The sequence below is a fragment of the Klebsiella sp. G-Nf4 genome, assembly GCF_002810615.1.
Lineage (GTDB): Bacteria > Pseudomonadota > Gammaproteobacteria > Enterobacterales > Enterobacteriaceae > Klebsiella > Klebsiella variicola.
The window spans coordinates 930801-946152 of sequence record NZ_PION01000001.1; the positions used below are offsets into that span (position 1 = coordinate 930801).

The following is a 15352-nucleotide window of genomic DNA, read 5'->3' on the forward strand; positions in this document are numbered from 1 at the left end:
CCGTTCTGTTAGCCGCAAAGCACCGCGCTACTGGCTGGATCGAGCGCAATCAGACCTGCCAGCAATTGATCCATCTCCGGTTGCAACCGTAATTTTTCACTCTCGCTGCGCGTAGCTTTCATGCGCAGTAGCCTGAGCCGTCGCGATTTAATCTCGAACAACAGAGCTGGGATCCACTGCGTGAGGGTGATTGATCCCGCCGTATCGTCGAGTTCTCGCAGCAGATAGAGCGCGAGGTCATTCTTCCCCTTTTGTTCGGCCACGCGGGCCATCAGCAGGCGCAACAGCCATTTTTCTTTAGTGGATTCCGTGCCCGGGCGCGTCTGAATCCAGTGGAGTGCAGCATCGAGACCGTCAGTGTCAGCTTTCTCAAGCGCTTCAGGTTCAAGTGCCAGAATGTCGTTATCAGCGCCGCTGGCAGCCGATACTGGCTCATCCTGCCAGACGGACATATCGTCAAGTACACTCTGATTTATCCAGTTCAGCGTGACCTCATCGGCAAAGGGTGTGCCGTCGTTAAAAGCTAATGTTTCAAGCCCGGTGAGACGGCGCAGCAATCCTTTCAGATCGGCAATGATAATATCGGCCAGTACATCCTGACCCGACCTCGCCAGCGCCTGATGGATATACCATTGCAGGTCAAGCCAGAGGTGGTTAGCGCCACGTGAGAAGGTACTGTCCGCCTGTTCCAGTATCTCCGACCAGCTCTGTTGCAGGTACAGCCGCTTGAGCATGGCCCGCTGATCTGCTCTGGGAGGCTCGATACGTGTTTTTCCTTCAGCATCAGGCGCAGGGATGATTGTCAGGGTGTCATGACGAAGGCTTTTCATTAGCCGATGTGCGGCAAGCCAGCCATCGGGTTGAACGCGCAGGTATGCTGTCAGGGTTCGCGCCTGGGCCAGCAGATCCTGACCGGAGGTGATGTTACTGAGAACCGGCGCTTCGTATTCAGCCGTGCGGGAAGCAGTTTGAGCCAGCCCCCGGTTTCCGACGTTCTGCGGCACCACTGCATCGACTCCCCCGCCCTTTATCAAACGAGACTCCAGTGCGCCCCAGAGTGCTTGCAGATCTGGCCGTGATGTTTCTGGTTCTGTCGTCAGACAATCATCAATGAGAAGCAGCGCGCCGACGGTACGCCTTGCGTCCTCCCGCACAACTTCTGGAAAAAGTGAAAGACTGTCTAAGATACGAGTACCCGCCAGCCACTCGAGGGCTGCTTTGCGGCTACGGTCGCGCTGCGGATAAAGCTGCATACTATATCGTTGCAGCAAGCCTGCCAGCAGCTCCAGCCCATCGGCCAAGCCAGCTTCCCCGTCCTGGTGCAAACGGGCCCAGCAGTAATAGGTAACAATCCGGATATCTTTTGTTGTTGCCAGTAACTGTCCAGCCAACTGGCAAATCAGTACGGTATCGACACCGGAGATCTTATTGACCTCCTCGCGGATACGCTGAAAATCATCGTCATAGCCCGGATCGTCCCCGGTTGGCTGGGTGTCACTGATTGGCGCAAGCCAGGACTGCCACTGCGCCTGGCGTGACCGGGCCTGCTGGCGCAGTACGCTTTCATCCAACTGACTGGCGGCAACCAGATTTTGTAAAATGCTCATAATTCCATCTCATCCATGTCACTATTCCCTCCCCCCGTCGTCAGGGCCTGTGCGCTCTCAGCCGCATCGACACTAAAAATCTGATCCGGCAGGGTCAATCCGCGCAGCGCCAGAAGCACCAGCGGGCCGCTCCCAAGCTGGGAGCGCAATACCCACTGCAGGGTGCGGCCATCCGGAGCGGTGAAGCTCATCATCCACTGGCTGCGTTCGAGTTGCTGGCGTTTACCCTGCTCCAGCCAGCGAATAAAGCCCCAGGTACCGCTGTAGTCACCAAACAGACGCGTGCCCGCATTGACGGTGGTCCAGGTCAGCAGAGTGCCGGGTTTATACGTCTCCCCCGGCCAGCGGAAAGTCTGCCAGTCGGCAATCTGATTGAAATAGCGCAGCTTTTGGCCGTCTATCGTCAACTGTGTCTCGACAACCTCCGGGGCAGGCCTGGCCTGTAACTCAAAGCTGATCCCCTGGCTGCCGTCGGTGAAAAGAATGTCGGACAGCTGGCTTAGCTGGTTGATAGCGCGCAGAAAGGCCGGATTAAAGACCAGGCCGTGGCTGTTGACCTTATCCGGCACCCACTGGCTACCTTCTTTATGCAGGACACCGTTCAGCTCCGTCGTGAGAAAACGGTCGATCCGCCCGCTGTCCTTGCGCACAAACTCAGCCAGCATCGGCAGCGAGGCGTCACTTTTGCTGGCGGCAAACGGAAAGCGTCCGTCAAAGGCGGTGTGCCAGTTGGCGACCACCGAGCGGCGCCATTTATCATTCAGACTGGCCGCCGACGGCAGAAGCACGGTTTCCCATGCCTGGGTCAGCGGTTGCACAAACAGAGTGTTGCCGAAGCCACTCCACTCTTCGCCAAGGCTTGCCGAAATCAGGCTACCGTACTGTTGCGTGTCGGTCAGGTCGACGCTTTTCCCCTGGAAGACGGTCTGCGCCAGGGTCTGCATCATCTCCTGCGGATCGGAGGCATTCGCAACCTGCTGCAGGCGCAGGCGCACGCGGGTGATACGGGTCAGATAGGTTTGCAGGCTCAGGGTGCTATCGGCCGACATGACGTTGCTGCCCGTGTTTTTCCCCATCAGCTGGAGCAGTGGGCCGAACGTGTCATCCAGAGGCCCCTGCGGGCCGGCGGCCGACTGGTCGATGACCGGCTTGTCTTTCCCGCCCACCAGGTCTTTGGCCGATTTAATAAGGCTGTCCGACAGCCCCTCCCTCTGTTGTCCAGCCTGTCCCTGCCAGGCAAGAGTATTCATCAGGGCAATCAGCGGCGACTGGCGGACATCGCTTATCAGCGTGAGCTGGTCGGTAACATCGGCGATATTGGTCGCCGGATTAAGTCGCAGACTGTTGAGAAAATTCAGCCAGCTGCCGGCGAAATCGGTGAAGTAGCGTCGGGTCAGACGCGCTTTCAGCGCCTCCGGCGACAGGTCTGTCGACACCGTTTTGCGCGAATCGCTCAGCACCCAGTCGATTTCTTCCCGGCGCGAGCTGGCTGCCTTATCAATGGCCTGCTGAATGCCGCCTTCCCATGCCTGGCGGGTAAACATCCCCGGGACCACTTCATCGGTGGTAAACAGGCGGCGCGCATCGGTGCCACTGGTCATGTCTTCCAGCGACACATCGGCAAAATTACGACGCACGGATTTGAGCATGTTCTCATATAAGGTGCTTTCGGCATTGCGGCGACCTATCTGCTGTAAAAGAACCTGGCGGCTCTGACTGACCCGTTGCGCATCCGGAGTTATCTTCCATTCAGGCCGTTCGGCCAGCAAGGAGAGATAAAAGGCCCACAAATCCGGCGCCAGACTTTGCCACAGACCGGTCGAGATCCCCATTCGCGTCGGCTGGACCGTTTTCATGGTCTGCGCGAAAAATGCGCCATCGGCTTTATCCGGACGAGCCATCATCAGCCAGGCTTTCAGCTGGTCATAGCCCGGTTTCGCCAGCTGGGCTCGTTGGTCGCTGTTGGGGGCGGAGTTGACCAGCGCGCTGAGCGCCTGCTGCAACGCGGCATTGGCCGGGTCACGTATCAGGCGATGATTCGCCACACCGTACCAGGGCAGGACGGCGTCTAATAGTTGCTGATGATGATCCAGGCCAAAACGCCGATACCAGGGAGCCCCCTTCTGTCCATCGTGCACGAGACGGCCGGCCTCATTGCGCAGGGCATGGAGGGCCGTCAGTTGATAGTCAGAAACGGAGGGGTGGGCCACCAGGTCGCGGGCTTTTCCCGCGACTGTAGCAATCTGGTTGTAATTGAGGGTAAAGGAGAGCAGCAGTCCCGCCGCCCACAGGCCGAGGGTGGCCAGCAGTGTCCAGGCCAGCGTCTGTTCCCACGCCATACCGACACGGTGGCCACGTACACGGGTGCAGTCATCCACAATGCCCTGCCAGGTGGCGGGCAGCGTCAGGAGATGAGGCTGGCCCGCAGGCAGGGCATCAGCTTCCTGATACGGATCCACGGCGCGAGGTTCTGGCAGGCTAAACATCAGGCCACGCAGCGCAAGCCGCTGCCGCGAGGCGGTCAGCCACGGCGCCAGCTGCCAGCGCCATTGCGCGATCCCCCCGTCGATAAGCCGATGCCCCAGACGCAGCAGGAAGTCGTGGCGGGTCTCCTCCGCGATCTGGCGCATCCCCTGCTCCCGCAGCGTGGGCAGCATCTGCGCAAGCTGACGGGCGACATCGTCCTCGGTAGCGCGTAACGGGAAGCTAACCCCTACCGCCTGCACCACGCGGTCAGCCTGCGACCACTCACTGTCGCACAGTTTCCACAGCCAGACCGGGGCGGCATAGCGCAGCAGTTCGCTGATTTTTTCCAGCCCACGCAGGTCGCTCTCACTTATCTGCGGCGTCAGGGTGAGAGACGACGGCATCACCCGCACAATTCCGTCCAGAGGACGACCGCGGCGCAGCTTGCGCAGCGCGGCGTATTGTTGGCGATCGGGTTCGGAGAGCAAGCTGCCGCCGTAAATCAGAACGGTACGCTGGCCCTCCAGCCAGCGCTGCTGACGCAGACCCGGTGCCAGTTGTTCGATTGCCGCCTCGTCGCCGGTGACTAAAAGCAGGCGGACTTTGCGTCGCCAGTGAATTCCAATTCGGGTTCGCAGATGGTCACGAATCCTGGCACACATCACCACTGCTGGAGAAACAGAGATGTTTTCACTCTCATCTTTTCTCTTATTGTCATCACCACGAGTGACATCCAGGAGAGCCTCAAACTCCTTTTTACCGGCACTGCGAGCTGTCCACAGGAGCATAACTAACATGATAAAGATACATCCGGTAATGCAGCACCCACCAATAAGCCAGTAATTCTGCTGCTGACTATCGCCCTCAAGTCCGGCCATGTCAGGATGTTTCCAGACGATAAATGTCATTGCAGCCAAGAGTAAAAAGAGAATGAATACGACTGAAAGATAGCGACCTTCCGCAGTTTTCGGTGCTAAAAGTAACTTCACAGATCCATCTCCTGTCTTGAAGCTATCGGGGTAATAAGCGTGCTCCATAGCACTTTCTGAGTGGTATCCCCGCAGATAATCATCTGCGGGGATTGTGTTTGTCGGGCGATTTCAGTGGCGGCAGCAATAGCCAGCCAGGGTGCAGCGGCTCCAGCATTCCCCATGGATATATCGAGTGAAATGACAGCCTCATCTTTTACGCACTGCGCAGGATGTGCATTCTGACATCCAATCGCTTCTGCACGTTGCTCACCTGTCATTCCAGCGAGCCATAAATTTTCCACCATATTTTCTTTTAGCGGGACGTTCCAGGCGGCCATCCTCATCCCCTCGCTCAGTTCACCTGATGGAGCAGCATCTGGCCGGTGTAGTAATGCGAGGGGGTCAAGCGCCTCTTGCGTTAGGCGGTTGCCAAGAAGTAGAGCAACAGCTGCTTCAGCAGTATTGTTTGTAACAATCGGATCAATCTGGAGGCCAACAATCAATAGCATTGCTTTATCTTTAATACGTTCATTTAACCAACGGTCAATTACACTAAGACCACTCCCTTCACCGTGTTCAACAGGAAAAGTGATATTGTTCTTTTGCCATGCCTCATCCCAGTAATGGCGAATGTTCTCCAAAGGCAGCGATGTTGTTACATCAAAAACTACTACTAATGGGCATTTATCAGGGATTTGTGTAAAAGGAATGTCTGCAATCATCTGCGAAAAAATATTTATTATCACGAATTCCATAGAATCCTGCGGGCTGGAAGAAATTTGGCTCATTCTGGCGCTTTCATTACCATCCCGGCCGACCTGTGAAACAATAATGCTGTCGTTATTTTGCATAGCAATAGCGGTATCTTTCTGAGCAACTGATGAGTGGCCGGTAATAAATGTTGCACTCAGCACTTGTAATGCACGCCGTGCCTTACGGGTTTCTCGAAGAATCCACTGTTCTCGCTGTTTGTCAAAAGCGTTTGCTTTGCTATCCTGTAAAGACCAAACAAGCAGACGAGAAGAAAGCAAGACACTCCATAAAGCAACAGGAAAACCTACAGCTAATCTCCAGAAGTACAGATTTTCAACATAACGCCCAAATATACGCATTATGATAATACTGACCGAAAGCATGACAACCAGAGCAACAAGCCAACGAGAGAATTTCAGAGGCTTAGGTCTGGGGTAGCGTTCTGGCAAATGTTTAAGTGTAAATGGCATTAATTTCCTCATGTTACAGGATGGCTAAATTAGCTTGATATGCAGACGAAACAAAATTTACCACATTATATTTCTCTCATTAGCAAACTCACACTTAAACATACGACCATCCTTTTTGGTAACAAAACATAAATCAACGTGCTAGTTTACTTTTGTCGTTGAAACGGCCTTCCATTTTTTTCAGCATGTAATTTAACAGAGACTTGTCTTTTTTAACTATAATCTGGAATCGGAGGGTTTTCTCCACCACACCTACCATTTTCAACTATGATATTCTCTTCCCCTCGTAGTGCATATTTCAATCCATTTTATACGCGAAATACTTGACAGTAACTGGGTCTATCCCATCAATACATCCAATTTATAAGCAAATAAAACAGTGCCTTCGTCATTAGTAAAGCTACTGTTTATTTCAATTGATTCTTTTACCCCATTCACATTAATATCCATTTCATAGTCAATAATATAATCATTTGAAATGCAATCATCCTTACCCTTTGTCACCTGTTTTACAGATAAATGCTCTGCAGTATTATTCTGGTTGATTTCCTTTTTCATCACCAGTAAATGCTTACCAGAATTACCTTCCCACTTTGTAGAAAAGATTAGATTTTTAGTAAAAGTAGAATTTATTGGCTACAAAATAATATGCAACACAACCTAAAAAGCAGCAAGAACGCCGAATAATGATTCATCAACAACACCCTTAATTTATAGCGAGATGCTTACTTCAATACTCACAAGCTATTTTTGCAGCATAAATTTATTGGCAGCTTTGCAAGCTAAAGTTCCGTCGGGAAGAGAATCAAACAAAGAGGTAAAGTTATATAGGACTGTTTTCCCATTAACTTTCTTAAATTCAATAAAATACCCATAAGCACCATCATCATCACATTTTTTTCTAATAGACTCTGGTAGTGCAAAAGATACATTCCATACACACACTTTTTCATTTGGGAAAACTGCCGATGTGTTAACAGGATACTTTGATTTTTTGTCCACTCCCCAGCCATAGTAAACCTCAGATACATTGACAAGTGTACTGTATTTATTTTTGATAAGTAAATCACTTTCAACATAATGCCTCACTTCTTTTGAAGACATTTCAATCAACAACTTCTTATTGTTTTTTTAAAAACCTCTCTTAGAGAATCTATATTTGAGTTATCCATACACTCTTCTGCCAGTACACAGGAGCTGTAACCAAGTAACAATGCTAAAACATAATAATACTTCACATCACCTCCAGTATTAAATTTTTATTTATCACCTTGTTCTTCCATCCTCGTTCGAGAGTAGATTGGCTCCAAGGCTTTCACGCAACTCTGCAATATTAGAAATCGCTGCTTCTATCGAGCCAGAATTTATTATTTTTTGTGCATAAGAATAATATGAATCAGGTACATAGAACCCTATCAACTCATAATGTAACCGTCCATTGATATAAACTTGATATAATGGGTTTATTGTTACACTATCTCCCTGATTTCCGCCAAGCACACCTATTTCTCCATCCTCAAAAAGACAGTATATAAAAGCAACGTGCCCTTTCCAAGATCCTTTTTTCCGTAAAACGACTATTGCACCGTATATAGGTTGAGACACTTTTATAAAACTTTTATTTTTCGAGAAAGATTGAGAACTGGCGCTACCAGATGTTGAATATCCAGATTCTTTAAGGCAATAATTTACAAAAGAAGCACACCACGGATTAGAGTCACCAACCATGGATGACATATTAATGCCTGTCTTCTTATGGTAGTTTATTCCGCCATCGCCTTCCTTTACACGCCCCCATTTCCATCGAGTCTCTCCCTCCTCGAATGCAACCGCCATCCACGGAGCCTCTCGCTGATCATGAGGAAGTAACGCAATCGGATTACCGGAATTTTTTCCTCCGACTGATTCCAACGTTTTTTTATTGGAATTTACTTCTTTGTTTTGTAGTTGTTTTTTACTCACTGTTTTTGAGGTTGGAGGATTAACTGCTGAGTTATCGGACTCGACCGCAGTATTGCTACCATTTTTTCTTATAGAAATTGATTGCCCCGGATATATTTTATTAGGGTCTGATATATTATTCTGACGCGCAATATCGTCAACATTCGCACCATTTTTTTCTGCGATCTTCGCCAGCGTGTCACCAGGTACAACGATATAGATTAAGGGGCTATTAGTTTTGGCACCATAAATCATCAAGTGTTGACCAGGGAAGATCTTACTCACATCTTTTATATTATTGTTTTTGGCAATTTCATCAGCACTTGTCTTATAACGTTTGGCAATTTTTGATAGAGAATCTCCTGGCATGACTATATACTCTATCGGTTTCAGAGCGCTCTTCTCACGTGGCACTTTGGGAGTCTCGGCAAGTGTTTTTGCAGAGAATTGAGAAAAATTTCGCGTGAGCAGTATATTCTTCGTTTCATCCCCAGCAACTGCTGAATAAACAACATCCTCTTTTCCAGCAGAATTAGTATATTTGACGACAATAACCATTCCTTGTTTCGTATGAATAATTGTCTTGAGCTTGCCGTAAGCGTCTGTTTTCCACTCGTAGCTAGTACTTTCTAGTGTTACCTTAAATGGCACATTAGCAACTGGGCGAGAGCCGTCTGAAACCGTCAAGTTTGTCACATACACCCATTTTTCAGTACCAGCCTTCAGGCCCCCTTCTTTTTTACTGATCGCATCCACAACTTTGCCGAATTCTTTATCATCCAAGTCAGATATTTTTTTATCTTTTGCAACGCCACTCTCTGAACTTATAAAGTTAGCATAAGCAACGGGATCATTGCCTGCGGTTTCAGGAGCATACTGCGACATCATCTCAGATATGGTGTCATTTTGATATTTTCGCCTCAATAATGCACATTTTTCACGCTCCCCAGCTTCAATGCTGGAAAAAATCGCAAATGTATTTTCTTTCGGATTATATACAGTACCGACACCTATTCGCCCTTTTTGCTTACTTGCATCAGGCAATGCCATAATATTTCCGGGGTTGTTAAATCTCCAGTTTAATGTCCCTGCAGTTTTTAGCAAACGAGTCCCATCACCAGCTTCGTACTCAACCGTCTTGGTTTCAAGATGGTATGTCGCTTTTATAAATCTCATACATCATCCTTTTTATTTTATTCTGTTGGCTGAAAGCTGGTGTCGTTTAATAAGACGGAAGTCATATGATAGCCTGTGACAGCAAGCATAACTTTTCCATCTACAATGACATGGTGATTAAGTAGATTGCGTTTAGTTTTATAATCGTCACCACTAACAATGAGCTGAATATTGCTATCCCAACCTTTTTGCTCAGTATTAGCATCAACCACGCACTTTAGCGGACTATTTATATGCAGGATCCAGTAGAGTAATTTTTCGTCATGCGCCCTATCTTCCCCCCAATTTGGGGGGCCGTAAAATATTTCTTCTTTCATTATTCCTGTGAGTACAATCTTATCCCCCTCTTTCAGGCATGCAGCATATACACCGAAGTTATAAAATAAGATAGCCAGACTCAACGTAAGTTTCATAAGCATACTTAACACTATCAACTATCCTTTGTTAAACTTAATAAAGTTGAAATCATTGATTCAGTCAATGCTGATGTTCTATCATCTTCAAAACCCACTTCACTTAAATAAAGATCGGCATCAGGTGCTTCATCCTCAAAATCCTCCATACTGTCGTCTTCAGTTGATGAGACAGAATGATCCTCTTTACTCCAAGTTTCTCGGCCAATGATTAAATTTAATGTATCGCTTTCAGGAAGTACTATTTTGGGGAAACGACCTGAACTGTCTACTGTTCCGGTAGACAGAATTTTTCCAGCGCTATCAGTAATACTGTACGGCTGATTTATCAGCCAGTTCATACTTTGGCTGACACTATCCGCACCTGGAAAAGCAAAACGTAAACTGTGCTCTCCAGGCTCCATTACAGGAAATACAGGCATTTTGACTTTTTCAGAAGCGCTTTCCTGACGCCCGTAATATCCTGCTTTCGTGCGATATTCGCCTGCAGTAGCAGATTCAATCGCATTTGCATCAAGTCTGATATAGCTCCCTCCACCATTCAAGGTCAGCTTCTTCTTCGCGATGATTTTGATTTCATCCTCCGTGCTGACAATGCTGATTTCCTTCCGGGCAAGCAGCGCCATCAGGTCATTCTGCGCCTGCATCTGCACCGGTCCCTGATTCGCTATCAGCCTGATCCCAAGCTTTCGCACAAACACGCTCAGCGCACTGCCCACCCCGATGAACAGGTTTTTCACCACGCTGACATCCGCATTCTTTCCGGCCGTGGCAATCAGGTTATGCCCGGCTGAGACCTGCAGATGCTCCCCGCTGGTCAGCGCTATCCCCTCCGGCGCGCTGAACAGCAGCACCGATTTTTTGAGGTCCGTCAGCTGCTGCTCCAGCAGGGTAATTTGCGCCTGGAGATCGGCCGGGTTCGCGGTCGCCTTCTGCGCGTCACCGGAGATGGACATCATCTGCTCCCGGGCTTCAGCCAGATTGCTGACCGCCGGCTCCATCGCCAGCACTTGCCCCCGGGCCTGAGCCTGTCCGTCCGCGCTGATAAATATCCCTTTCTGTGCCCGGATGGCGCCCCGGCTGTCGGTTCTCAGCTCAAAACCGTCCCCGCGCTGCTGCTTTTCAGCATCCACGAGATGGCCGAGATTGAGCTGGCTCTTGCCGCCGTACTCCGTCGACACCTTGATATGCTCTTTCCCGCGCTCGTCGTCGAGGCGGATTTTGTTGTTGGCCGGGGTGCGCAGGACGTTACGTTTGTCATTGCGGATGGTGACGTGGTCGCCGTGTGCCGAGTCGTGCACCACCCCCGCGATATACGGCCGGTCGGGGTTACCATCCTCAAAGCCAATCGCCACCTCCGTCCCCGCCAGCAGCGGCAGGTGCAGGCCGTAAGTGTCTCCGGCATACGGCCGCGACTGGCGGACCCACAGACTCTCGAACCCGGTTTCCCAGCGCGCCCGGTCAAACAGCATATTCACCCGGTAGCGCCCGTGTTTGTCGATATGCCCGTAGGTGTCGTTTTCCCGGGTGCTGGTCACGCGGGCCGGCAGCGTCCCGGCCATCACCGGACGCGCACCGGGCTCAGGCCGGTAACCGACGTCCGGGCTGTCCGGTATGCCGGCAAACTCCACTGCAAAGTCGGCATCGCGCCGGGCGTGGCTGTGCATCGCCGTGACGAGCACGCCATCAGCAAACTCCCCGGCCACCTCCTCTCCGCCGGTGACCTTCAGCACCTGACCCGGGCAGAGCGTCGGGCAGCTGGTGGTGGCCTGCATCCGGGTCTGGCCGTTAAGATAACGCTCATGACGAAGGCGGGCGTAAAACGCCCCGGACTCCGGCGCCGGATGGCGGTCATGGACATTCCCCGCGGTCAGGTAGTTATCTCCCCAGTGGTAAGCCTCCCCGAAGGTGGTGGTCTCCCCGCGGGTGACATCCACCTGCGCGTTCATGTCCGCCGTCGCCTCGCGGTAGTTGTAGTCGCGGGTACTGACCTGCTGCTCCACGACGCGGTGGCGGCATGCCATCTCCCACACCGCGTCCACCCCGGCCGACTGCTGCCCGGACGGCGGGACCGAAGGCAGCGTCAGTCCCTTCTCATAGCCCTGCTGACTGTCGCAGAACTCAGCGACGTCGATGTGCAGCCGCGTGTCGGCGCTAAAGCGAAACCAGATCCCCACCTCACCCAACAGCCGGGTGATAAAGCGCAGGTCATCCTCGCCGTACTGCATCACCTGCTCGCGTCGCGGATACGTTTTTGTCAGTGAGAACAGAAAATCCTGACCGCGCAGGCCGTGGCGCTCGCGGAGGATTTTTTCCACAATCTGCGGAACGGACTGGTCCTGGTAAATGGCGTTCTGGTGCGAGCGGTTAAGCAGCGCCAGGCGCGGCTGAAGCGTCAGCGCGTAGTGCGTTTCATCCCTGGAGGTACTGAGCCGTTCAAACCCCGTCACCACGCCCTGGATCACCCGCACGGGTTGCTGAACATGGATGCCGAAGCCCTGAGCCACCGGCGCCTGCATCGTCAGGGAGGCTGCCTTCATCAGCATCATCTCTTTGCTGATGGCATGGTTTGCGCTGGTGAATTCGATACGGTAGCGGAACGGCTGGCTCAGGGCTTCATCGCCCTCAAACGCCAGCACATCAAGCCCGGCTTCACATCCTTTCACCGAAAGCAGGTGGTGGTTGTGGCTGAACAACAACGATTTCACGCTACTCATCGGCGATTGCCCCCTCGTCAAACGCCATCACGACGCCTTCCTCTTCGTGATACCCCAGCGTCACCTGGCGCGGTTTCTGCCCCGCCGCCATATGGCTCAATAGCTGCTGACTCAGCGCCGGCAGGATCTGCTGATTCAGCAGGCTGTCGACGTTGCGGGCGCCGGTGTCCGGCAGCAGGCAGGCCTCGGTCAGCGCGTCGAACAGGCTCTCGCTGAGGGTGGTGGTGATTCCGTAATGGCAAGCCAGACGCTGGCTCACCTGCCCGAGCTTCATCCCGACAATGGCGCGCAGCGCTGCCGCCGGCAGCGGACGGTAAATCACCGTCTGGAAGCGGGCCAGCAGCGCCGGCTGGAAGTGGCCGCGCAGCACCGGGCGCAGCAGCTCGTGCAGGTCTGATTCGCTGGCCTCCGGCTGTTCATCCAGCAACTGCATCAGGAGGTCGCTACCGAGGTTGGCGGTCATCAGGATCACGGTGTTGCGAAAGTCAATTTCACGCCCCTCGCCGTCGCGCATCCCCCCCCGGTCGAAGACCTGATAGAACAGGTTCATCACATCGCGATGGGCCTTCTCCACCTCATCGAGCAGCACCACGCTGTAGGGGCGTTTGCGCACCGCCTCGGTCAGGATCCCGCCCTGGCCGTAGCCGACGTAGCCCGGCGGAGAACCCTTCAGCTGGCTGACGGTGTGCGACTCCTGGTACTCGGAGAGATTGATGGTGATCAGCGCTTTCTCACCGCCGAACAGCGCATCGGCCAGGGCGAGCGCCGTTTCCGTTTTGCCGGTGCCGCTCGGCCCGACCAGCAGGAACACCCCCTGCGGACCGTTCTCCGGCGTCAGGCCGGTTTTTGCGGCGCGCAGGCGCCGGGCAATGGCGCTCAGGGCCGCCTCCTGGCCAACCACCCGTTTGCCGAGGCTCTCTTCCAGGCTCAGCAGCTCCGTCTGCTCATCTTTCATTAGCGAGGAGAGCGGCACGCCGGTCCAGTCGGCAATCACCGTCGCCACGGTGCGGACGTCGACGTCCAGCCCGAGCAGCGGATTGCCCTGCTGGACAGCAATAAGCGCGCTTTGTAGTTCGCTGATTTCCGCCTGGCGGGAGATATCGCGGCGACAGACGAGCAGCGCCTCCGTCAACTGCAGCTCCTGACCATACTGGGTTTCGAGGGTATCCAGCGCCAGAATAAGGCGGATCTCCTCCTGCTCAATGGCCGCCAGCCGTTCGCCGTGGGCGCTGTTGCCCAGCGCAATATCTTCCAGCAGCGCCTGTTTCTCCATTGCCAGCGCGGTGAGCTGCGCCTTCATGCGGGTCAACGGCTCAGGCACGGTATCGAGACTCATACGCAGGCGGGCGGAAGCGGTGTCGAGTAAATCCACTGCCTTGTCCGGCAGCTGGCGGCCGGTGAGATAACGTCGAGACAGCGTCACGGCGGCGCGCACCGCATCATCCGTGATATGCACGCCGTGGTGGTCGGCATAGCGGGACTTCAGGCCGCGCAGCATCAGGCAGGCGGTGTCGTCGTCCGGCTCATCCACCTTGACCATCTGAAAGCGGCGCTCCAGCGCGGCGTCGCGCTCGAAGTACTGCTTGTATTCACTCCAGGTGGTGGCGGCGATGGTCCGCAGTTCGCCCCGGGCCAGCGCCGGTTTCAGCAGGTTGGCGGCATCCGCGCCGCCCGCCTGATTACCCGCGCCGATGATCGTGTGCGCCTCGTCGATAAACAGCAGCACCGGCGAAGGCGACTGCTGTACCGCCTCAATGATATTTTTCAGCCGCTGCTCAAACTCGCCTTTGACCCCGGCGCCGGCCTGCAGCAGACCGAGGTCGAGGGTGCGCACCGACACCGGCTTCAGCGCGTCGGGGACGTTGCCTTCGGCAATACGCAGCGCCAGGCCTTCCACCAGCGCGGTCTTGCCCACGCCCGGCTCACCGACGAGGATCGGGTTGTTTTTACGACGACGGGAGAGAATGTCCACCATCTGGCGGATTTCCGTGTCACGTCCGAACACCGGGTCAATCTGGCCGTCTCTGGCTTTGGCGGTGACGTCGAGCGTGAATTTGTCCAGCGCATTCTGCAGCGCCGGGTTGAGCCCATCCGCATTCAGTTCGCTGCCCGCAGGACGCCCCACAAATTCAACATCCCCGCCATGGCGCTGCGCCAGTGCCGCTTCCTGCTGCGCTGGCGGACGTTCGTCGGACTGGGCATCCAGCAAGGGGCGCAGGCGATCCAGCTGGCTCTGGCCCAGCGTTAACAGCGGCCACAGGCCATCGCACTGGATCAGATTCTGTTTTTCAATCAGCGCCATCAGCAGGTGAACACTGCGGATCTGCGCTTCGCCGCTGAGAGAGGCAATCAGCCAGGCCTCCTGCATCAGCCTCAGGATAGGATCAGAGAGCTGGGGACGATGACGTACCGAGCGCGGCTGTTTATCCAGCCAGTTCAGCAGATCCTGCCACAGCGCATCCATATCCCATTCATAGCGCCGCGCCAGCACCGTCAGATCGCCTTCCCCCTGTTCCAGCAGCTTGAGCAGCCAGTGCTCGGGCAGGATCTCGGCATGCGCCCGGGTCTGGCACAGGGAGGCGGCGCCTTCCATCGCGCGGGCACAGCTGGGATTAAGACGGCGTAACAGGCTGGCTGGATTTTCCATGAGATCCTCTCTTATTGGTTCCGGACACGCTACCGCCCGTCGCTGTTCCCGAACAGGAACCCAAAGCGCACAAGGTCAGGCAGACAGATTGTGTTTTTCTTTGCTGAGAACCCGCATCTCAGGCACTCAGCAAAAAACGGCGGGCAGAGAAACGCTGCCCGCATCAGGCGATCGCCCGCAAAAATCCCCGG

The 15352-nt window shown here is 53.6% G+C and carries 9 protein-coding genes; all 9 read right to left on the reverse strand.

Translation table 11 applies throughout. The features are described from left to right. Positions 1 to 8 precede the first annotated feature (8 nt). Entirely contained in the window at positions 9 to 1607 is a 1599-nt protein-coding gene (gene tssA / locus CWM57_RS04640) for a type VI secretion system protein TssA (RefSeq protein ID WP_074386055.1), read from the reverse strand. Then, the gene (locus CWM57_RS04645; RefSeq protein ID WP_100675689.1) at positions 1604 to 5062 is read right to left on the reverse strand and encodes an ImcF-related family protein; all 3459 of its coding nucleotides are present in this window, start codon (positions 5060 to 5062) and stop codon (positions 1604 to 1606) included. The genes tssA and CWM57_RS04645 overlap by 4 nt, the downstream gene beginning before the upstream one ends. Next, positions 5059 to 6267: a hypothetical protein gene (locus CWM57_RS04650; RefSeq protein WP_074386057.1), complete on the reverse strand. Its 1209-nt coding sequence runs from the start codon at positions 6265 to 6267 to the stop codon at positions 5059 to 5061. Before CWM57_RS04650 ends, CWM57_RS04645 begins: the two co-directional genes overlap by 4 nt. 339 nt (positions 6268 to 6606) lie before the next feature. Continuing rightward, on the reverse strand, positions 6607 to 6828 hold the full coding sequence (locus CWM57_RS04655) for a hypothetical protein (RefSeq protein ID WP_074386058.1): 222 nt from the start codon (positions 6826 to 6828) through the stop codon (positions 6607 to 6609). Between the two features lie 183 nt (positions 6829 to 7011). Further along, positions 7012 to 7371, reverse strand: coding sequence for a maltose transporter permease (locus tag CWM57_RS04660; protein WP_227520635.1), 360 nt, complete (start codon positions 7369 to 7371; stop codon positions 7012 to 7014). Between the two features lie 162 nt (positions 7372 to 7533). Then, positions 7534 to 9384, reverse strand: coding sequence for a TIGR02594 family protein (locus CWM57_RS04665; protein ID WP_100675690.1), 1851 nt, complete (start codon positions 9382 to 9384; stop codon positions 7534 to 7536). A 17-nt stretch (positions 9385 to 9401) separates the two neighbouring features. Next, entirely contained in the window at positions 9402 to 9803 is a 402-nt protein-coding gene (locus tag CWM57_RS04670; RefSeq protein ID WP_226682273.1) for a DUF4431 domain-containing protein, read from the reverse strand. Between the two features lie 11 nt (positions 9804 to 9814). Next, the gene (locus tag CWM57_RS04675) at positions 9815 to 12505 is read right to left on the reverse strand and encodes a type VI secretion system Vgr family protein (RefSeq protein ID WP_165784152.1); all 2691 of its coding nucleotides are present in this window, start codon (positions 12503 to 12505) and stop codon (positions 9815 to 9817) included. A gap of 1 nt (position 12506) precedes the next feature. Beyond that, the gene (gene tssH / locus CWM57_RS04680) at positions 12507 to 15161 is read right to left on the reverse strand and encodes a type VI secretion system ATPase TssH (RefSeq protein WP_100675692.1); all 2655 of its coding nucleotides are present in this window, start codon (positions 15159 to 15161) and stop codon (positions 12507 to 12509) included. Positions 15162 to 15352: the final 191 nt, after the last annotated feature.